Origin of the sequence: Bartonella sp. AP331QHHD (assembly GCF_042195905.1) — a bacterium.
Taxonomy (GTDB): domain Bacteria; phylum Pseudomonadota; class Alphaproteobacteria; order Rhizobiales; family Rhizobiaceae; genus Bartonella.
In genome coordinates this window covers 71,249-93,407 of record NZ_JBHIPG010000034.1, presented here as the reverse complement: position 1 = coordinate 93,407, position 22,159 = coordinate 71,249, and the positions used below count along the sequence as shown (strand labels likewise).

Genomic DNA, 22,159 nt, shown 5'->3' with positions numbered 1-22,159 from the left:
GATCATTCTTTTCATGCAAAATCTCGTATCTGCAATCCATTATTTTATCTATTCTCTCCCGATTTTGGATCAGTTTTACTGAGGCCAGTATTCATTGTCGGTAAGAATGCTTTATTTGCCTGCGGCGGATTACGAAAATAGAAAAAGAAATCCTCATTTGGAGAAATCACCATCGGTGTTTTCTCTAAATTCTTGTATTGTTCCATCGCCAACCAAAAATCGTAAAAAGACGGATTAGCCTCCCTCGCATTCAATAGAAGACGAATACTTTCAGCTTGACCTTCACCACGGGTAATTTCAGCATCACGCTTTGCAGCTGCTACAATTTCTTCATATTCACGATTAGCTTCTGCCACAATACGATCTCGCTCCTGCTGACCACGAGCCCGGATATTTTCCGCAGCAGCTTCACGTTCAGCTGCCATTTGCCGATAGACATCTTCTGAAACAGCATCAGTCAAATCGGTTTTACGAATACGCACATCAACAATGGTAATACCCAACGAGCCTGCATCTACAGAAAATTGCTTCTGTACTTCAGCCATCATCGCGCCTCGTTCATCCGATAAGGCTGCTTTAAATTCTCGCTTACCATAAACAGCACGCAAAGCGTCAATAAACCGTGGTGCAAGGTTTTCACGTGCCGCAATTTGTGGACGCCCAGAAGCAATGCGCTGTAAAAACAACTTAGGATCTGTAATACGGTAAATAAAGAACGCATCCACCTCATAATACGCACCACCACGAACCTGTACAGATTGTGTAGGAACATCGTAACGCAATAACCGATTATCAACAATGATCATCTTATCGATAAAGGGCGCCTTGAAATAGATTCCAGGATTAGATTCTACCTGAACAATTTGTCCAAAACGCTTAATTGCTACTTGTTGACGAGGATAGACGATAAATACGGACATCCACAAAATCATCAAAACAAACACTATAGCACTAAAAACAAACAAAAAGCGAGATTGCTGCATAATTAATCTCCTCCAGAAATACGAGAATCTAAGAGTAACGCAGGACGCGCTGCTGTTGCCTTTACTTTTTCCGATGACTTGCTACGCAACAATTCATTCAAAGGTAAATAAGGCACCGCTGGAGAATTTGCCTGATCAAGAACCAGCTTATTTGGTGAAGAAAGAATCCGCCCCATCGTCTCCATATAGAGACGGTAGCGAGCAGCTTCTGGTGAAATCGCAGCCTCTCGAGCTATCGCCTGAAAACGTTCAGCACGCCCTGTTGCCTCTTCAACCATTTGTGCCTTTTCACCTTTTGCGATTTCCCGTGTGCGTGAAGCTTCACCATTTGCTAAACCAATTTTCGTAAAACGCACACGATTCCCCTCTTCAATCATTCTTCCACGTTCCTGCTCCGCCTGCTGAACAGAATTAAACGCAGCAGCAACCTTTGTCGGAGGAGCAGCTTCACTGATAGAAACACGGCTTATTTCGACACCAAGTTGATATTTATCCACAGTCAACTGGATAATCTTTCTAACGTCATTAGCAACTTCTTCTTTCTTGTCACGTAAAACATCATCAACCGGCCGCGAACCAATGACCTCACGCATTGCACTCTCAGCAACTTGGCGGACAGTTCCCTCTTGATCATTCACATTGAATAAAAACTGACTAGGGTATGAAATCCGATAATAAACGGAAAAATTAACATTAACGATATTTTGATCACTCGAAAGCATTAAACCATCACTTTGTTGCGCCTGACCGGGCTTCCCACCAATCGCGATTGTTTTTTCCGTTAAAGGTACTTTCATATAGGTCTCAATTGGCCAAAAATGAAAATGCAACCCATCACCAATAATGCCTTCTTTAGGGATGCCAAAGCGCAACTCTACCGCTTGTTCATTTTGCTGAACAATATAAATTGACTGGTATAGCCAAAAAAACACAACAAGCAGAAGTAATAAAACAGAAAAACTGCTTCTCCCGAATTGTTTAAACTGATCCTGCCCTTTGCGCAAAATTTCATTAAGATTAGGACCATTTTCGCCACCATTACCGCCACCAGAACCAAAGAGATTCTTAGCTGGTGTTTTTTTGTCACCACTGTTTTTATCGCCACTCCACGGGCCACCACCATTTTGATTTGTCCAGGGCATTATCACCTCTTTAACTGATTACCACTACTCGAACACCAACCATTTGCTTGATCTTATAGGGTGTCTCTTACCTCATTACAATACAACTGATAAACCCTTCCACTTCATATTACAAAAAATTATTTCCGCTCATAAACAACAAAACGTGTCGGATGACTATCTTTATCCCCTTTTGGAATATCTTGTGTTTGCACAATAGTCCACTTTTCTTTATCAAAAACAGGAAAAAAACTATCACCTTCTATAGAAGCTAAAACTTCTGTAAGGAATATTTTATCAGCCATATGCAACCCTTGTTGAAAAATTTCACCCCCACCAATAATAAAAATTTCCTCTACATCATTTTGAGAAGCAACATTTGTTGCAAGAGAACAAGCTTGCGATAAAGAGTGAGCAACATCAGCCCCTTCAGCACAAAAGGTACAATCACGCGTAATAACGATATTTGTACGCCTTGGTAAAGGTCTCCCAATAGAATCCCAAGTTTTTCGCCCCATAACAATGGGCTTACCCAATGTCAAAGCTTTAAAGCGTTGCAAATCCGTTGATAAATGCCACGGCATTGCACCTTCACGACCGATAACACCATTTTCTGCAACAGCAGCAATTAAACAAATGGAAATCGTCATATTGCTACCGGCGCTTTAATATGGGGTTGTGCTTCATAATTAAGCAACTCAAAATCCTCAAATTGAAAAGAAAAAAGATCTGTTACCGCTGGATTTATGCGCATACATGGCAAAGCATTTGGTCTACGAGACAATTGATATTTTGCCTGTTCAAAATGATTAGAATAAAGATGAGCATCTCCCAGAGTATGAATAAAATCGCCTACTTTAAGACCGCTTACTTGCGCAATCATCATCGTTAGCAATGCGTAGGATGCAATATTGAATGGAACACCTAAGAAAATATCCGCCGAACGCTGATAAAGTTGACAAGATAATTTCCCCTCCGCAATGTAAAATTGAAAAAGACAATGACACGGAGGCAACGCCATTTCCTCTATTAATGCAGGATTCCAAGCTGATACAATCAAGCGACGAGAATCTGGCGTTTCCTTAATCATCGTTAAAAGATTGTTAATTTGATCAATATGGCGTCCATCAGGAGCAGGCCAAGAACGCCACTGATAACCATAAACAGGACCAAGATTTCCCTTTTCATCAGCCCACTCGTCCCAAATTGACACACCATGCTCTTTCAACCAAGCGATATTTGTATCGCCTTTAAGAAACCACAAAAGTTCATAAATAATTGAACGTAAGTGTAGTTTCTTTGTTGTCAACAACGGAAATCCTGCTTGTAAATCAAAGCGCATCTGATACCCAAAGATAGATCGCGTTCCAACACCCGTTCGATCTGTCCGATCAATACCCTGATTTAAAACATGAGATAAAAGAGCAAGATATGATTTCATGAGGGTATTATGTCCGATTCTTCTTATTATAGAAAATAAAAACTGTAAAATCCGTACAAACATAATTCAAATCTTTTTCCAAAAACATCTTACACAAGAAATTATCATGATCTGACTAAATTTTTGATGCAAAAGATAAAATACTATAGACAGCTTCTAAAAAAATGACATAAATGAACAAAGATGGATGAACATCAAATAAAGGGATCGACTATGGAAAAACAAGAAGCTTTAAAACCACATGATACAAGAAAACGTATCTGGGCTATCGTGTCCAGTGCATCAGGTAATCTAGTAGAATGGTATGACTTTTATGTTTATTCCTTTACATCTATTTATTTTGCATCACAATTCTTTCCCTCAGATGGCAATGACGTTACGCAACTTTTAAAAGCGGCGGGTGTTTTTGCTATTGGTTTTCTTATGCGCCCAATCGGCGGATGGCTTTTTGGCTTCATTGCCGATCGTTACGGACGCAAACGCTCAATGCTTATCTCTGTTTTTATGATGTGTGGTGGTTCGTTCTTAATCGCCCTACTTCCTACCTATGAAACCATTGGAATGGCAGCAGGAATTCTTTTACTTTTACTCAGAATGCTTCAGGGGCTTTCTGTCGGTGGTGAATATGGTACAACAGCAACTTATATGAGCGAAATCGCCCTCAAAAATCGCCGCGGATTTTTTAGCTCTTTCCAATATACCACACTGATTGGAGGTCAACTTCTAGCCAGTCTCGTTATATTCATTTTAGCGCTTTATCTCACCGAAGATCAGCTAAAAGCGTGGGGCTGGCGTATTCCATTTGCCATTGGTGGATGCGGCGCAATTGTTGCGATTTATCTACGCCGCACACTCCATGAGACAACGACCAAAGAAAGTCGTTCTAGTGCACAAGCTGGTAGTATTAGGGGACTTCTGAGCAACCACCGAAAAGCTTTCTTTCTGGTTATTGGCTTTACAGCTGGAGGATCGCTCACATTCTACACCTATACGACTTACATGCAGAAATATCTGATCACAACCACTGGCTTTGATAAACATACAGCCACAACAATCATGACAGCTGCACTCTTTGTTTTCATGTTACTCCAACCCCTCTTTGGTGCTCTTGCAGATAAAATTGGAACAAGAACTTCACTCCTTATTTGGAGTGTCTTATCTATTATCTTTACCATTCCTGGACTTAATATGATTGGTAGTACTGATAGTACATGGATTGCTTTATCAGTCATTACTGGAATGCTCTGCATTATGAGCTTTTATACATCTATCTCTGGCATTGTAAAATCAGAAATGTTTCCTGCTTCAGTACGAGCAATAGGAGTTGGGCTCTCTTATGCTATTGCCAACGCACTGTTTGGCGGTTCTGCTGAATATGTCGCACTTGGATTAAAAGATCTTGGATATGAATCTGTCTTCTATTTTTATATAACCGGCATGATGATTATTGCATTCATTGCTGTTCTCTTAATGCCAGATGCTCGCAAAAAAGGGTATTTACAAGGAGACGATATTCATTAACCTTTAATGTTAACAAACAAGGATTTTAACAAAAAAGCCCAGAGTACTGGGCTTTTCTTTATATTCTTTCCGATAGAAGTTTAAAGCTCACAATTTTTTATCCCTTCAAACACTCTAAAGAAGCAATGTTCCCTCCTGCACACGCCGCTTATAAAAATAAATGGCTTCATATTATTATGTAATAAATACTTCTTTAGCTGAATTTAATTCACTGAAGATAAAAAACGTTTGATTTATTTTAATATTCCCATGCCCACTCAAAATCGAAGAAAAGTGATTATCTTTCAAGATAATTTTATCAATAATAAAGATTACACTCATGATTTTGTTTAATACGTTCTTAATAGTACCCCCTCATGCAAAACAAATCCTTTCATGAAAAATAGAAAATACCATTATATTATGAATTCGCACACTTTTTTGAGAAACATTTCTCAATGCACCCAACTCCATTTCACAACGGCACCCGTGAATGACATAACGTAAAAGCCCCGTAAAGTATAAACATGGGCATCACTCTCTTTACACTTAATAAAAGTGCAAGCCGCTATCATTATACTATTGAGGAACTCTTAATATTGTACTCCCCCTTAACACTTAAGATCATTCCTAAAAATTATTTTAACTGATACACCAACCTCGCATGAAATAGTCAATAACATCATTTTACGAAACAACATCAAGCATATAAACTAAAGAGTATCATATCTTCATAAACACTCTGCATATGCAAATAATTCACAATCAAACAAAAAATAATATTTCCTTAAGGATAGTAAAAAGCGTATGATTTACGCAATGTAACAACACCATGAGCCCAAAACACCACTGATAGCTCTAGAAAAAATCTTTATGTTTCCCTAAAAAATTATCATGATACAATGGCGTTTTTATAATGCACATCGTAAATAGCTTTAAAAAGAAGAAAAGTTATAAATCTAAAAGGGGAATACTTCATGAATAATCAAACAACTTTAGATCCACATGATACAAGGAAACGTATTTTTGCTATCATATCCAGCGCATCAGGAAATCTGGTAGAATGGTACGACTTTTATGCTTACTCCTTTGCATCGGTTTATTTTGCATCACAATTTTTTCCTGAAGATGAAGATATTGTTACACAACTGTTAAAAACGGCAGGAATCTTTTTTATTGGCTTTCTTATGCGTCCAATTGGAGCATGGCTCTTTGGATACATTGCGGATCGTTATGGACGTAAACGCTCAATGCTTATTTCTGTTTTTATGATGTGTGGTGGCTCTTTTCTCATTGCCATACTTCCCACTTATAAAACCTTGGGAATAACAGCAGCATTTCTTCTCCTTTTAGTCCGTATGTTTCAAGGACTTTCCGTTGGCGGTGAATATGGTACAGCAGCAACTTATATGAGCGAAGTTGCGCCCAAAAATCGTCGTGGTCTCTTTGCTTCTTTTCAATATGCAACAACGATCTCAGGTCAACTTCTCGCAAGTTTTATAATATTTATTTTAGCCATTTACCTTAACGAGGATCAGTTAAAAGCATGGGGATGGCGTATTCCCTTTGTCATTGGTGGCTTTGGAGCAATCGTTGCAATTTATCTGCGTAGTTTGCTTCATGAAACAACAACCCACAAAAGCCGCTCTGAACAACACGCTGGTAGTCTTCGAGAACTTTTTCGCAATCATAAAAAAGCTTTCTTTTTGGTTGTTGGCTTTACAGCTGGTGGATCTCTCACATTTTATACATACACCACTTATATGCAAAAATATCTGATCACAACCACGGGCTTTGATAAACAAACCGCAACAACGATAATGACTGCCGCCCTCTTTGTTTTTGTGCTACTCCAACCCCTTTTTGGTTCCCTAGCCGATAAAATTGGAGCAAGAGCTTCACTCATTAGTTGGGGGGCATTATCCATTATCTGCACCATTCCTGTACTTAAAATGATCGGTAATGCCCATAATCCATGGACAGCACTCTTAATCATTATTGGAATACTCTGTGTTATGAGTTTTTATACGTCCATTGCTGGTATCATAAAAGCAGAATTGTTCCCTGCTTCAATCCGAGCAATTGGTGTTGGATTTGCTTTTGCCATTGGCAACGCACTCTTTGGCGGTTCTGCTGAATATGTAGCGCTTGGATTAAAAAATATGGGATACGAATCTGTTTTCTTTTTTTACATCGTTGGTATGATGGTCATTGCACTCATCTCTATTCTTCTTATGCCCGATATAGATAAAGGAGGATATCTCGATAAAGACGATAAACTTCATTAAACTTATTTTCTGGATAAAAAAAGCCCAAGAAATTGGGCTTTTTTTGATCTCCTCTCCACCCTAGTAAAGAACGAAAAGCCCGCCCCGCATTCATCTTACAAACAACTCAGTTTCTTTTAAATTGTCTATAGTTACTGCCCTCTTTATGTAATTTACTTGATAAGATTCTATGGGCAGCCCTACCCTAAATATTTATCACGATATCTAAAAAACACCTCATACGGAAAACCTTATCTGAGACTTACCTCACCCTCCTAAATGATGATGTGTTATGATACAATAAGATAATTAAGGACACAAAATCCCCTTTTACATTAACTTAAGCTTTATGAAATGTCTTCAGTTTTTGGGCTTTCTGCTCATAAAGACCATCTCTTCTATAATCTTCCGGTATGATGCCAATATTGCATTCTTCTCATCAAGTTTAAAGGTATCTTGATCTACTTTTCAATGTTCTCTCCCTTTAAATGCAATGTGATAACTTTTTATTCTACAACACAAGTAAAAATCTTAAAACGAATGACAACATAACTCTAATAAATCATCTTAAAGAGTTTCCCTAAGAAATTGTTATAATACCATTGAATTTTTCTGGAAATCATAAACAATTATGTTTAGAAAATATGAACTATAAATCCAAAAGGGGAACAATTCATGAAAAATGAAACAACTTCAGCATCACAGGATGCAAGAAAACGTGTTTTTGCTATTATAGCAAGCGCATCAGGAAATCTCGTAGAATGGTATGATTTTTACGTGTACTCATTTGCATCAATTTATTTTGCATCACAATTCTTTCCCTCCGATGGTGATACGATTACGCCACTGTTAAAAACCGCAGGTGTGTTTTTTATTGGCTTTCTTATGCGCCCTATTGGAGCTTGGTTTTTAGGGTTTGTCGCCGATCGTTATGGACGTAAACGCTCGATGCTTATATCCATTTTCATGATGTGTGGTGGCTCTTTTTTCATCGCCATACTTCCCACCTATGAAACCTTAGGAGTAACATCAGCAATCCTTTTACTTTTAGCTCGGATGATGCAAGGACTTTCAGCAGGTGGTGAATATGGTACAGCAGCCACTTATATGAGCGAAGTTGCCCTCAAAAAACATCGTGGGCTTTTTGCTTCTTTCCAATCAGCCACCCTTATTACAGGTCAACTTCTTGCCAGCTTCATTATATTTATTCTAGCATCTTATCTCTCTGAAGATCAGTTAAAAGCATGGGGATGGCGCATTCCTTTTGTGATTGGTGGTTTCGGGGCAGTGATTGCGATTTATCTGCGTCGTTCTCTCCACGAAACAACCACGAAAGAAAGCCGCTCTCACAAACACTCTGGCAGTCTTAAGGAACTTCTCACCAAGCATACAAAAGCCGTTGTCGTAATTGCATGCTTTGCATCAGGAGGATCACTCACATTTTACACCTTTACGACTTATATGCAAAAATATCTGATCACAACCACCGGCTTTGATAAACATACCGCAACAACGATTATGACAGCTGTACTATTTATTTTCATCCTATTCCAACCCATAGCTGGTATCATAGCCGATAAAATTGGAACAAAAACTTTACTTATCATTTGGAGTATACTCTCTGTCATCTTTACATTTCCTGGACTCTGGATAATCGGTAATACGCATAGTATATGGGTTGCCTTTTCCGTCATTATTGGCTTGCTCTTCATTATGAGCATGTATACATCCATCTCTGGTGTCGTCAAATCAGCAATGTTTCCCTCTTCAATACGCGCATTAGGCGTTAGCATCTCTCATGCCATTGGCAACGCCTTATTTGGTGGTTCTGCTGAATACGTTGCGCTTGGATTAAAAAAGTACGGTCATGAATCACTCTTTTATTTTTATATAACCGTCGTGATGATCATGGCATTCATTGCTCTTCTCTTTGTCCCGAGTATGCGTAAAGGAGGCTACCTCCAAGAGGATGAAAAACATTAACCCTTTTTATCAACGAAAAAGCCCAAGAAATTGGGCTTTTTTTATCATTATCACAAATTTAATATTGTTTAAATTTTATGAAGTGCATTAAGTTGCTTAGCAACTAGATAATAAAAAGTCAGTCGACTTTTTCTACGCTCTCCAGACATCATCTCAGCCACTTTTGAAACAGCCGTTTTAGCACTCTTCTCATCAGCTTCTAAAACATCTTGAACCCATTTTTCAACACGTTCTAACTCTTTTGGATCCGATGTAGCAACAAGCGCTGCATCCTGCTTTTTCATCACCAAAGCTAAACGATGGCTAAGTCGTTCTACTGCTGCTTCATCGGGATTTGAATCATATAGTTTAATATCTGCTAAATTATTTGTCATTTTGCATCATCTCCTCTCCAAAAATGAGCGGTCTATACTTTATAGCCGCCTCATATAGCTCCATAAATAATTAGAGGATTAAAAATATTAACAACCCCCCCTTTTCCTAAGACTGTTCTTCATCTATATTTAGAGGGCTGGTTTACCAGCTATGGTAATAAATGGACGGTGAAATAAACCTATTGGACCCGGGGGCGGTACCCGGCGCCTCCACCAAAATATAAAAAATCAAAATTATATTTTGGTGGGGGCGAAATAGGATCGACAAGGGTGTAAAGATCGCTCTTTTACTCGGCATTGTACCACCGTTATCGGGCTAAATGAGTAGTTGCAAATGACAACTATGCGGAAGCACGTCTCGCCGCTTAAGGTGGTGTGAATGTTTCAATTTGAGCCTTAAACCGTCGCAGGTTTAAGCGGGGTTCGGAGGCACCTGGCAACAGAAGCCTTCACTTTTTTAAATGTTGTTGATTGATCTTTCAGACATTATCAGACATTATTTACCATAGAGTTTCGTATTTATTCGATTTATTGAGGTGCATCGTAGAAAAAATCTGCTAATTTAAAATATATTCTATCACACAATATCAATACGCCCCATTCTGCTACGTGAAATAAAAGGAATAAACTTCGATGGTTAAAGATCAAATCCGTTACGATATTCTCGTTCAGGATGCGCTTCGTGGAGTTATCCGTAAAGTTTTATCGGAAGTTGCCAAAGCAGGTCTTCCGGGAAATCATCATTTTTTTATAACTTTTTTGACAAATGCCCCAGGCGTTAAAATTTCTCCTCGGCTAAAAAATCGCTATCCCGAGCAAATGACAATCGTCTTACAGCATCAATTTAGAGATCTCAGTGTTTCAGAAACAGCTTTCGAAGTAACTCTCTCTTTCAGGGAAATAACCGAAAAGCTCATGATTCCTTTTACTTCCATTCAGGTCTTTTACGATCCTGTAGCAGCATTTGAAGCAGCATTTGATCTGCCCTCAAATCTGACCTCTGGAGAAAGTGAAAATTCAGAAAATACCTCAACTACGCCCATTACCTTATCAAACAAACAAAAAAAAGAAAATACGCTTACAAAAGAACAAAATCTCAGTACAAATAAAGAACCTTCAAATAACGATGCAAAACAAAGTCAAAGTGCTGATGTTGTCTCTTTAGATTCCTTTCGGAAAAAATAATTTTTCTCATGACTGAATTGATTAATCTTCGCCAATTTCGAAAACAAAAAAAACGTACAGAAAAATCTCTTTGTGCTGAGCAAAATCGTTATCGTTTTGGACGAACAAAAACTGAAAAAAATTTTGAGCAGCAAAAATCTTTAAAAATGCAAAAATTTCTTGATCAAAATCGTTTGCGAAACGACGAATAAAGGTGGAAAAATGCACGAAAATAATTCTATCGATTGGTCAAAAGTCATTCCACGAAAGATATCTGTTCGCGTTGATGGACACGCAACAAGCGTCTCTTTAGAACCACCATTTTTAGATATTCTAAAAGATATAGCCCGCAAAAAAGGACAATCTTTAGCCTTTATTATTACCGATATTGATAGCAAAAGACCACAACAAGTAAATCTTTCGGCTTCGTTACGCGTTTATGCCCTTCAAAGCGTTCTCACCCAACGCCTTTAATGTTTGTGCTTATTTTTTACGTTCTCTTTCTGTCTGTTCAACTGAAACTGTTGTGACTTTTTAAGAGAAGTTTTTTTAATCTAGAACTTCAATAAAAAAAAGACTACAAAAGAGAGATAATGAGTAATTTTTCTGATCATACCATACCTTTCTTTGAAGAAGATTCCCCTCCAGACCATGATAAGAAGAGCTCTGGTTTTTTCTCCCATACTCTAAAAGAACAAAAATCATATAACACAGACTATTTAGAACAACTCAATCCAGAACAGCAACAAGCTGTTATGAATACTGAGGGACCTCTTTTAGTTCTTGCAGGTGCTGGTACAGGAAAAACGCGCGTTTTAACAACCCGTATTTCTCACATTTTACGCTCTGGACTTGCTTCTCCTCAGCAAATACTTGCTGTCACTTTCACCAACAAAGCAGCACGTGAAATGAAAATACGTATTGGTGAACTTATTGGAGAAGTTGTTGAAGGTATGCCTTGGCTTGGAACCTTTCATTCCACTGGAGCTAAAATTTTACGCCGTCACGCAGAGCTTGTTGATTTAAAAAGAAACTTTACAATTCTTGATAGCGATGATGTTCTTCGACTTTTAAAACAACTTATTCAAGCTGAAGGATTAGACGATAAGCGTTGGCCCGCACGAAACCTTGCCATGATGATTGATTCTTGGAAAAATCAAGGACTTTCACCAAAACATATCTCAAAAAGTGATGCTCATTCCTTTGGTAACGGCATGGGACGTGAACTTTATCACAGTTATCAAAATCGATTAAAAGATCTTAATGCTTGTGATTTTGGTGACCTTCTACTTCATTCTATCTCTATCTTCCAACATAATCCAGATATTCTTCGCGAATATCATTCTCAATTTCGTTATATTCTTGTCGATGAATATCAGGATACAAATACAGCACAATATCTTTGGCTTCGGCTTTTGGCCCAACATCCTCAAGGTCAACATGTTAATCTTTGTTGTGTTGGCGATGATGATCAATCCATTTATGGATGGCGTGGTGCAAAAGTCGAAAACATATTACGTTTTGAAAAAGATTTTCCTTCTGCTAAAATTATTCGTCTAGAACGCAATTATCGCTCAACATCTCATATTCTTAAAACCGCCTCCCATCTCATTGCTCATAATGAAGAAAGACTGGGAAAAGTCCTTTTTTCTGCTCAAATAAAGAGTGAGGAAGAAAAGGTAAAAATTCATTCAGCATGGGATTCGGCAGAAGAAGCACGAGCAATCGGAGAAGAAATCGAACGCGCACAACAAACCGGTCATGCATTAAATCATATGGCTATATTGGTACGCGCATCATTTCAAATGCGTGAATTTGAAGATCGCTTTGTAACACTTGGCCTTAATTATCGCGTCATTGGTGGTCCTCGTTTTTATGAGCGAATGGAAATACGTGATGCCATGGCTTATTTACGCGTTGTTGTCCAACCTACTGATGATTTAGCTTTTGAGCGTGTTATTAATACACCCAAACGCGGCATAGGAGATGCAACCCTGCGCATTCTTTATGAGAGTGCACGTGCACGTGCTGTTCCTCTCTTTTCTGCTGCCGCAGACATCATTGAAACAGATGAATTAAAGCCTAAGGCACGCAGTGCGTTACGAAGCCTCATTGAAAACTTCCGCCGCTGGCAAAATATGCTTCAAGACACTCCTCATAGAGAACTTGCCGAGATCGTCCTTGATGATTCTGGTTATACAACCATGTGGTTAGAAGATCGCTCACCAGAGGCTCCTACAAGACTAGAAAATCTTAAAGAAATGATTCGTTCCATGGAACAATTTGAAAATCTTCAAAGTTTTTTGGAACATGTTGCACTCGTTATGGAAACGGAAAATAATGAAAATATGGATGCAGTCAACATCATGACACTTCATTCAGCCAAAGGACTTGAATTTGAAACAGTTTTTCTTCCAGGTTGGGAAGAAGGACTCTTTCCCCACCAGCGCTCATTAGATGAAGGTGGACGTTCAGGATTAGAAGAAGAACGGCGTCTTGCTTACGTAGGTCTAACAAGAGCAAAAAAACATTTGCATATATGGTTTGTATCGAATCGAAGAATTCATGGACTTTGGCAACCTGCTCTTCCCTCCCGTTTTCTAGATGAATTACCAGCAGAACATATAGAAGTTGTAGAAATGGAAACATCCTATGGTGGTTATGGAAAATCTTCCTTTCAATATCACGATTCTTTTTATAATGACTATGCAACACCAAGACAAAAGCGTGCACAAAAAAACAAGAATATTGAAGGAAAAATTATCACGCAATCAATCTCTCATACACCATCAGATTTTTCTGTCAATGATCGGATTTTTCACATAAAATTTGGTTATGGTTATATTATAGCAATAGACGATCATAAATTGACAATAATGTTCGAAAAAGCCGGAGAAAAGCGTGTACTAGATAATTTTGTAAACAAAGCTTAATTACAAGCAAACCATGATCCGTTTTTCCAAGAGATCATTTTGTTTTATTCTGACTATCATTTCCATTTGCGAACAAAGGCTTCAATGGGCAAATTTTGCATATCAGGCAATGCGTCGTGAATTTTATTAAGTGGCCAATCCCACCAAGCCATATCTAAAAGGCATTCTATCACATGATTGGGAAAACGCATCCGCAATCGCTTAGCAGGCACCCCAACGACAATCGTATAAGGCATAACATCTTTCGTTATAACAGCGTTCGCGCCAATGATAGCGCCATGACCAATTGTCACCCCAGGCATAATAACCGCACCATGTCCAATCCACACATCATGCCCAATAATAACACGTTTTGCACAACGCCTTTCACGAAAACCACTATCTAATGCCATATAACGAAAATATTCGTTTGGACGATAGGTTATTTTATGCGTTGAAACGCGCTCCATAGGATGCTCCAACGCATTCATCCGTACATGAGATGCAATAGAACAAAAACGCCCAATATCGCTATAAATAGCCTCACTATTACGCTCTAAATAAGAAAAATCTCCAACGGTTACATCCCGTAAAATCACCCGCTCATTAATTTCCACATAGCGCCCTAATTTACAACCATGCAGCCGCGCTGTCGTATGGATACGAGGTTCACTTTCATGAAATCGAAGATCTTTCTCAATATTCATACATCTTTCACCAATGTTTTATCAATAGATATGGAAAGACATACCAATCAAGCCAATAAAATCAACCATGAAACAAACATTGCAAAACAAACCTGCCGATGTTACAATTTCTCGATCTATCTAAGAGAGTCAAACTATGAAAAATGTAATACGCATCTTGGGGCTGACAATCATATTTCTTGCAGGTGTTTTTATTTATGATACGCTGACAAATAAGCCTTTAGGTGATAACTTTACGCTCACTGATTCTAATGGAAAAAATATTACTGAGGCTGATGTTCGAAGCAAGCCTTCAATAATTTTTTTCGGCTTCACTATGTGTCCTGAAAGCTGCCCTACCACACTGATGAATCTTGATCGATGGCTTACAGCCCTTGGGCCTGAAGCTGATAAATTAGGTATATGGTTTGTGACTGTTGATCCTGAACGTGACACACCAAAAGTACTCCATGATTATCTCAGTAATTTTAACAATAAAATTGTTGGCATTAGTGGAGATCCTGATAAAGTTCATAAAATGGTCAATTCTTTCAACATCGTTGCTGAAAAAGTCCCTGAAACAGATGGAAACTATACATATAACCATACAGCAGCAATTTTTTTACTCAAAAAAGGTGGAAAATTAGCTGGCGTTATTCGTTATGACACGAAAGAAAGCGATAGCGAATTAAAAGATGAAATCGCCATTGAACGGTTAAAAAAACTCATCTTAAACTAAAAAAAAGCCGATCAAAAGAAAGAACAGCATGTCGCAACAAATTCGCCTCTATTATACTGCTTCTAAAAATGAAGCAGAACGGTTCTATACCCTTATAGAAACAGCCTTTGACGAAGAAGGTTATCCTCTTGCTCTTACAGAGATAGATGAACAAAATGCTGTATATGAGCTTTCTCTATATGTCGATCAAGACAATCAAGAGAACGCATTAAAACATTTTGCAAGCGTTCTCTCTATAGATTTTGATAAAATTAATATGGAAGTTTTACCCAACATTGATTGGGTACAAAAAAGCCTAGAAGGACTAAAACCTGTGCAAGCCGGTCCTTTTTTCCTTCATGGAAGTCACAACCGAAACGCCATTCCAGCAAATGTTCTCCCTATTGAAATTGAAGCTAATCAAGCTTTTGGCACCGGACATCATGGAACAACAGCCGGTTGTTTAGAAATGATTGCCAAAGTCATGAAACACGAAAATCCCCAAAATGCCCTTGATCTTGGTACTGGGAGCGGTGTACTAGCCATTGGCATAGCAATGCTCAAACCAATTACTGTGCTTGCATCCGATATTGACCCAATTGCTATTCAAGTTGCACAACACAATATCGAATTCAATGGTGTCAATGAATATGTTACAGCTATTACAGCAACAGGTTTTGCCCATGATGCAATTGCATCACGAGCTCCTTTTGATCTCATTGTTGCCAATATCCTTGCTAATCCGCTTATTGAACTTGTGCAAGAAGTGGTAACGGCACTTCAAAAAGGGGGATCACTTATACTCTCTGGAATTCTTGAAGAACAACATGCCCATGTTTTGGAGACTTATATAAAACAAGGACTGAAGCATATCGAAACATACCACCGGCAAGGATGGGTTACGATACACCTGAAATAAAATAAAAGAAAAGGACGTCGTTATGTATCAATCTTTTGAGGCGACAACAAATCCTGCTTATGCAGCAGAACGCATTTCTTGCCTTCGTAAAGAACTTGATCGCCTTGGACTCGATGGTTTTCTTGTTCCGCGGTGCGATGAACACCAAGGAGAGTATGTCCCTCCTCATGCTCAACGCCTTAGCTGGTTAACCGGCTTTACTGGATCAGCTGGGATTGCACTGATTTTAAAAAACAAAGCCATCATATTTACAGACGGGCGATATAAGCTCCAAGTTCGCCAACAAACTGATCCTGATATTTTTGATTATGAAGATCTCATAACTTGCCCTCCTTCACAATGGCTTGAAAAAAATGGTCAAAAACTTTCTATTGGCTTTGATCCATGGCTCCACACGATTGCTGCCACCGATGCATTGAGAAACGCATTAGAAATGAAAGCAGGTGGAAAACTTGTAGAAGTTCAACATAATCCCATTGATCTGCTCTGGCATAATCAACCAAAATTACCACAATCTGCCTTATCAATTCACCCTCTCAAATATGCTGGGTGCGATACAGATGAAAAACTCGCTTTGATTTACAAAGATATACAGCAAACTCATGCAAATGCTTTTATTTTTACAGACCCCTCTTCCATTGCATGGACATTCAATATACGGGGCAATGATGTTTCCAACACGCCTTTTTCCCTTTGTTTTGCTCTCATTCCACTTAACAAAACACCAGCTTTATTCATTGACAGCAAAAAACTTGGTGTAGAACAGAAACAATATCTAGAACGTTATGCAAAATTATATGAACCAGAACAGCTTATTCCCAAGATCAAAGAGTATGTTCAAAAAGGGACAGTGTTTGCCTTAGATCCACAGCTAACATGCGAAAAATTACGAACTGTTATTGAAGAAAAAAATAGCTTTTTTATCACACTTACCGATCCTGCTGCTCTACCACGTGCCATTAAAAATGACACAGAACTCAATGGCGCACGCAAAGCGCATCTACGCGATGGTGTTGCCCTAACCCGTTTTTTTTCTTGGTTAGATAAACAAATACCAGGGTCAATAAGTGAAATTTCTGCTGCTCAAAAATTAGAAGAATTTCGCATAAATACAGCAAAAGAAATGGGAGAAAAACTTGAAGATCTTTCTTTTGATACAATCTCCGCAACAGGAGAAAATGGTGCCATTATTCATTATCGTGTAACAACGCAAACAAATAAACAACTCAAAGCCGGTGAACTTTACCTCGTTGATTCAGGTGGACAATATCGTGATGGCACGACTGATGTCACACGTACAGTAGCAATTGGGAATATTGGAGAAGAAGAAAAACGCTGTTTCACTCTTGTTCTCAAGGGCATGATTACTCTTTCAACTGCTTGCTTTCCCAAAAGAACCCGTGGACAAGACCTTGATGCTCTTGCACGCATTGCATTGTGGAAAGCTGGTTTTGATTATGCCCATGGCACCGGTCATGGTGTTGGATCTTATCTTTCTGTCCATGAAGGACCGCAAAATATTTCTCGTAAAGGGTGCCAAGAACTCATCTCCGGTATGATTCTTTCAAACGAGCCAGGTTATTACCGCGAAGGCGCTTTTGGTATCCGTCTTGAAAATTTGATGATTGTGAAGCCAGCACAAAAAATTGATGGTGGAGATATAGAAATGCTCTCGTTCGAAACACTTACACATTGCCCCATTGATCGACGGTTAATCCTTCCAGAGCTTTTGACACAAGAAGAACGACAATGGCTCAATGATTACCATGCGCGCGTTTATCAGATGAATGCACCTTACTTAAATGAAGAAGATAAAAAATGGGCAAAAGAAGCAACAATGCCCCTTTAAATGAAGCAACCTATAACTTTTACCCTTTCTACAAAACACTACACCCTTCTCTTTTAAAGAGAGAAGTGCGAATTTACCATCAGCAAACACAAAAAATATTTCTACAAGATACTTCAAGTTTTTTGCTGGTACGGTAAACGCTAACCTCGGTGAAGCAAGATGAGATACACCTATACGCGGTAATACTTATCTTGGCGATCTCCATCTAGACACTCTCATATCCCTAGTTTCTTTATATGGAAACTTTCGTTATATTTTGTAACCCTCCGCATCGTATTTCTAAAACACCTATTATAACCAGCTTATTACGCTGTTTGGATTCAAAAATTCTGCATATTTATTCGAATAAATTTTACCTTTTTGTTTGCTTCACAATGATAATTTATATTATTTTAATTCTTGAATCATTTACAATAGCTGTAATTCATTATAATACATATTGCTACAATGAAATAGAATCTGCCATGAAATAAAATTAAGTATTTAGAATTAAAAGAAGGAGCATGATGATAACATCAGCGTTAAGATTTTTTATTTATTTGCATAGTTAACAATACAATATTATTTTCTAGACTATTACTTACTGTTGAAAAAACGTTATCCACAATATAGATAGTTTCCAACTGCACAGTATAAAAACAACATATATGGAGGCATGTGTTTTTACCTGAATGTGTTATTCAGCTAAAAATTAACGACAATAACAGAGGATATAAAAACTAGATAACACAAAAACAGTCACGTAAATAAAGAAGATTCAAACTCTCTACAGAGTTTTACAAATGCTCTGAAAAATACACAATAAAACGTGTGTCTTATAGCTTGTTAGTTAACAAAATCTTAAGCACAGATCTTAGTAATCTATATCCTTTCCTTATCCAGTATTTTAGAAATAAAGTGACTATCTTAATGCGTATAATTTTATTTTATTCCGTAATATTATTATTTGGATACTATATTGGGCCTTCTGTATTGAAGGAAATTACTAAATTTAAGCGAGTTCCTATTGCTTTATTTTCTGAAAATCAAGTCATTACTCAAAATCAGTACGATAAATTATACGAAGAGTACGTAAAGACACAATATCCTGATAATATATACGAAGAGCGCCTAGAAATTGCAAAAAAATATCTGGATAATAAGAGTTATGGTGTATATCATGTTCTAAGCCCTGGGATGATAGTACTAATTCCTGAAAATATAAATCTTATCCATGCGAAAGTTGTTTGGTGTGCATGCCTTGTGGACTTATTACAGGGAGAGTACAATAAAAAATTTCCAGCATTATCCCTACCTACCTACATACATAAGCTACATTCTCAATATAATTGGAAAGAAAACGATTTCATTTGGGCAAAAAATTTAGTCATGAACTCGACAGATCCAATGTTTAGATACGCACGAATGGTATTTAATTCTGAAATATTCTCAATCCAAATACTAGCTCTAATAAACGAAATTTCCTATGCTGAGAAATTTGAGAGAGATGAAGGAAGTCAGGAAAAAAATTATGCTGCTAGACGCATTAGCGAATATCCGAAATTTTGTAATGAAATTGGACAAGTGTACCATCTAATAATGCCTGATAAGTATAGGTACCAGTAATCTTTTATAAATTCAACATAATAAACAACTCGCATTTATATCCCTTATTCATTTATAGCGGAATGTTTTATTATATTTTGTAATCTTCCGCGTTACATTTCTATTACGTCATTATAATCGGTTTATTACGGCATTTTGGATTAAACTCTACATATTTGTTCAAAAATTTTACCTTTCTTCACAGTAATAATTTATATCTTTTACTAATAATAACCTTGCATATTCTTCATCATAATAGTTTAAGTTTAATATTTAAGCTCAGCGTTAATCATTTTTAATAACTTAATAAATATCAAAATATATTGGCATTCTATGTTTACAAAAAATAGCCCCTTTATCTCCTTTTTGATTCCAGCTCCCCCAAATGTAAGAGAGATAACCACACAAACAGCATACGCATCTTCTAGAAAACATCCTCTAAACATTATGTTTCTCAATCAGCTGTAGCCAAGCCTCTTCATCGATAACCTCAACACCTAATTCTTCAGCTTTAGCCAATTTGGAGCCCGCTCCAGGTCCTGCAACAAGAAGATCTGTTTTTTTAGAAAGTGAACCAGATGTTTTAGCCCCTAATCGCTCTGCCAATGCTTTTGCTTCATCGCGTGACATATGCGCCAAAGTTCCTGTAAAAACAATGATCTTCTCCGCTATTGGTGAAGAATCTGCTATGATAGGCTCCTCATCAAGAGGAGTTACTTCTTCAAGCAAAACAGATAAAATCTCACGGTTATGCGCTTCTCTATAAAAATCAACAATTGCGCCCCCTACCTGTGGTCCAATTCCTTCAATATTGGTAAGTTCCATCCAAGCCTCATTTCCTTCTTCATTTTCCTTATCACATGGCATAAATGCTTCCATAGCCGCAGTTTCAAAAGCTGTATAATTTTTATAAGCACGTGCAAGGCGGCGTGCATTCACTTCGCCAACATGACGAATCCCCAATGCAAACAAAAAACGGCTCAAAGGAATTTCTCGGCGCGCATTAATAGCATCATACAGTTTCCGAACTGAAACAATACCAAAACCTTCCATATTTTCCAAACGTATCAAAGACTTTTCTTGGCGCCGTTGTAAAGTAAAAATATCGGCTGGTGTATGAATACAAAGCGCCTCATCTTGAGCATAGAAAAAAAACTCTACCTGTTTTTTACCCAAGCCTTCAATATCAAAAGCATTGCGTGAAACAAAATGACGAATACGTTCAATTGCTTGTGCAGGACAAATAAGCCCCCCTGTACAGCGACGCACGGCTTCTCCCACTTCACGAACAGCATGACTCCCACAAGCTGGACACAAATGAGGAAAAATAAAAACAGCAGCATCTTTCGGGCGTTTTTCAATGATAACATCAATAACTTGAGGGATCACATCACCAGCACGTTGTACAATCACGCTATCACCTACACGGATATCACGTCCTTCACGAATGGGCTCTCCTTTATGACCAATTCCCTTAATATAATCCTCATTATGCAAACTAGCATTGGTCACCACCACTCCACCAACAGTAATAGGCGTAAGACGTGCAACAGGTGTCAAAGCTCCCGTGCGACCAACTTGAATGTCAATATCTTCCAAAAGCGCTATCGCTTTTTCTGCTGGAAATTTATGGGCGATAGCCCAACGCGGCGAACGAGAAACAAACCCCAAGCGCTTTTGGAGCATCAAATCATTAACCTTATAAACAATACCATCAATATCATAGCTTAAAGAATGACGGCATTCTTCGATATCGTGATAATAGCAAATAATATCTTCTACTGTCTTAAAAACTTTTGTTAATGGATTGATAACAAAGCCATACTCTTTTAGCTTTTTCATCATCTCCATTTGACTTTCTGCCAATATTTCACTCACCTCACCACAAGCATAAGCAAAAAATTGAAGTTTTCTGCTAGCAGTTATCCGTGAATCAAGCTGACGGAGAGAACCAGCCGCCGCATTTCGAGGATTGGCAAAGGTTAACTTGCCCTTCTCTTGTTGGCTGATATTTAGTGCTTGGAAATCTTCCCGCCCCATATAAACTTCACCACGCACCTCAATGATATCAGGAAAATCACCTTGCAAAACTTGTGGAATATCAGCAATTGTTCGGGCATTTGCCGTCACATTTTCACCGACAGTTCCATCCCCACGCGTTGCCGCACGCACAAGCTGCCCCTTTTCGTAGCGCAAAGACAAAGATAAACCATCAATTTTTGGCTCCGCTGTTATTTCCAACACTTGTGTTTCTGGAAGCCGTAAAAAACGACGAATACGCTCAACAAATTCAGTAACATCTTCAGAGCTAAACGCATTATCAAGTGAAAGCATAGGCTGTGCATGAACAGATTTTTCAAATTTTTCAGAAATTGGTGCTCCAATTTTATGTGAAGGAGAATCAATACGTATAAGCTCTGGAAAAAGAGCTTCAATTTCTGCATTACGACGACGTAAAGCATCATATTCTGCATCAGAAATTTCAGGCTGATCATCACGATTATAAAGCACATCATGACGTGCAATCTCTTTTGCCAACCACTCTAATTCACGTTCTGCTTCAACAGCTGTGAGATTTTTATATGCATCTTTGTTCATAAAATCTATTCCAAATTACAAGCGCTGCCACAAGGGCCTCCCACGCCTCCTCATCAAGTG

18 protein-coding genes and 1 other RNA gene are annotated in these 22,159 nt (G+C 38.2%); 12 read left to right on the top strand and 7 right to left on the bottom strand.

Features of this window, described 5'->3' with window-relative positions:
* Nucleotides 1–44 precede the first annotated feature (44 nt).
* The 4 genes from hflC to ACFIMS_RS04635 form a co-directional block, all read right to left on the bottom strand.
* A complete protein-coding gene (gene hflC / locus ACFIMS_RS04650; RefSeq protein WP_375606990.1) occupies nt 45–983 on the bottom strand; it encodes a protease modulator HflC in 939 nt (312 codons plus the stop codon).
* A gap of 2 nt (nt 984–985) precedes the next feature.
* Nucleotides 986–2,125 (bottom strand): FtsH protease activity modulator HflK, encoded by a 1,140-nt coding sequence (hflK, locus tag ACFIMS_RS04645; protein WP_375696424.1) that lies wholly within the window; start codon nt 2,123–2,125, stop codon nt 986–988.
* Nucleotides 2,126–2,244: 119 nt separating this feature from the next.
* Nucleotides 2,245–2,754: a dihydrofolate reductase gene (locus tag ACFIMS_RS04640; RefSeq protein WP_375696423.1), complete on the bottom strand. Its 510-nt coding sequence runs from the start codon at nt 2,752–2,754 to the stop codon at nt 2,245–2,247.
* Nucleotides 2,751–3,545 carry a thymidylate synthase gene (locus ACFIMS_RS04635; RefSeq protein WP_375612017.1) on the bottom strand — a complete coding sequence of 265 codons (795 nt, stop codon included), beginning with the start codon at nt 3,543–3,545 and terminating at the stop codon, nt 2,751–2,753. Before ACFIMS_RS04635 ends, ACFIMS_RS04640 begins: the two co-directional genes overlap by 4 nt.
* 213 nt (nt 3,546–3,758) lie before the next feature.
* Between ACFIMS_RS04635 and ACFIMS_RS04630 the strand changes: the two genes are divergently transcribed.
* The 3 genes from ACFIMS_RS04630 (at nt 3,759) to ACFIMS_RS04620 (ending at nt 9,295) form a co-directional block, all read left to right on the top strand.
* Nucleotides 3,759–5,066, top strand: a complete 1,308-nt coding sequence (locus ACFIMS_RS04630) for an MFS family transporter (protein ID WP_375612016.1) — start codon at nt 3,759–3,761, stop codon at nt 5,064–5,066.
* Between the two features lie 956 nt (nt 5,067–6,022).
* Nucleotides 6,023–7,333 (top strand): MFS family transporter, encoded by a 1,311-nt coding sequence (locus ACFIMS_RS04625; protein ID WP_375613380.1) that lies wholly within the window; start codon nt 6,023–6,025, stop codon nt 7,331–7,333.
* A gap of 654 nt (nt 7,334–7,987) precedes the next feature.
* A complete protein-coding gene (locus ACFIMS_RS04620) occupies nt 7,988–9,295 on the top strand; it encodes an MFS transporter (protein ID WP_375612014.1) in 1,308 nt (435 codons plus the stop codon).
* 68 nt (nt 9,296–9,363) lie between these two features.
* Here the strand turns inward: ACFIMS_RS04620 and ACFIMS_RS04615 are convergent, their stop codons facing one another.
* Nucleotides 9,364–9,669, bottom strand: coding sequence for a DUF2853 family protein (locus tag ACFIMS_RS04615; protein ID WP_375668344.1), 306 nt, complete (start codon nt 9,667–9,669; stop codon nt 9,364–9,366).
* Nucleotides 9,670–9,766: 97 nt separating this feature from the next.
* Here ACFIMS_RS04615 and ssrA point away from each other — a divergent pair.
* The 5 genes from ssrA (at nt 9,767) to ACFIMS_RS04590 (ending at nt 13,766) form a co-directional block, all read left to right on the top strand.
* Nucleotides 9,767–10,123: a transfer-messenger RNA gene (gene ssrA / locus ACFIMS_RS04610) on the top strand.
* Nucleotides 10,124–10,302: 179 nt separating this feature from the next.
* Nucleotides 10,303–10,854, top strand: coding sequence for an SspB family protein (locus ACFIMS_RS04605; RefSeq protein WP_375696422.1), 552 nt, complete (start codon nt 10,303–10,305; stop codon nt 10,852–10,854).
* An 8-nt stretch (nt 10,855–10,862) separates the two neighbouring features.
* The gene (locus ACFIMS_RS04600; RefSeq protein WP_375612011.1) at nt 10,863–11,045 is read left to right on the top strand and encodes a DUF4169 family protein; all 183 of its coding nucleotides are present in this window, start codon (nt 10,863–10,865) and stop codon (nt 11,043–11,045) included.
* 10 nt (nt 11,046–11,055) lie between these two features.
* Nucleotides 11,056–11,307 (top strand): ribbon-helix-helix domain-containing protein, encoded by a 252-nt coding sequence (locus tag ACFIMS_RS04595; protein ID WP_273788067.1) that lies wholly within the window; start codon nt 11,056–11,058, stop codon nt 11,305–11,307.
* A 119-nt stretch (nt 11,308–11,426) separates the two neighbouring features.
* The gene (locus tag ACFIMS_RS04590; RefSeq protein WP_375696421.1) at nt 11,427–13,766 is read left to right on the top strand and encodes an ATP-dependent helicase; all 2,340 of its coding nucleotides are present in this window, start codon (nt 11,427–11,429) and stop codon (nt 13,764–13,766) included.
* Between the two features lie 56 nt (nt 13,767–13,822).
* Here the strand turns inward: ACFIMS_RS04590 and ACFIMS_RS04585 are convergent, their stop codons facing one another.
* A complete protein-coding gene (locus ACFIMS_RS04585; protein ID WP_375668342.1) occupies nt 13,823–14,452 on the bottom strand; it encodes a DapH/DapD/GlmU-related protein in 630 nt (209 codons plus the stop codon).
* Between the two features lie 136 nt (nt 14,453–14,588).
* On the opposite strand from ACFIMS_RS04585, the gene ACFIMS_RS04580 reads away from it, so the two are divergent.
* From ACFIMS_RS04580 to ACFIMS_RS04565, 4 genes are all read left to right on the top strand, one after another.
* Nucleotides 14,589–15,170, top strand: a complete 582-nt coding sequence (locus ACFIMS_RS04580; RefSeq protein WP_375628847.1) for an SCO family protein — start codon at nt 14,589–14,591, stop codon at nt 15,168–15,170.
* A 28-nt stretch (nt 15,171–15,198) separates the two neighbouring features.
* A complete protein-coding gene (locus tag ACFIMS_RS04575) occupies nt 15,199–16,068 on the top strand; it encodes a 50S ribosomal protein L11 methyltransferase (protein ID WP_375668341.1) in 870 nt (289 codons plus the stop codon).
* A gap of 22 nt (nt 16,069–16,090) precedes the next feature.
* A complete protein-coding gene (locus ACFIMS_RS04570) occupies nt 16,091–17,917 on the top strand; it encodes an aminopeptidase P family protein (RefSeq protein WP_375696420.1) in 1,827 nt (608 codons plus the stop codon).
* A gap of 972 nt (nt 17,918–18,889) precedes the next feature.
* Complete coding sequence (locus ACFIMS_RS04565) at nt 18,890–19,522, top strand: hypothetical protein (protein WP_375696419.1); 633 nt, start codon at nt 18,890–18,892, stop codon at nt 19,520–19,522.
* Nucleotides 19,523–19,939: 417 nt separating this feature from the next.
* On the opposite strand, the gene ligA is transcribed toward ACFIMS_RS04565, so the two are convergent.
* Complete coding sequence (gene ligA, locus ACFIMS_RS04560; protein ID WP_375638330.1) at nt 19,940–22,099, bottom strand: NAD-dependent DNA ligase LigA; 2,160 nt, start codon at nt 22,097–22,099, stop codon at nt 19,940–19,942.
* Nucleotides 22,100–22,159 lie beyond the last annotated feature (60 nt).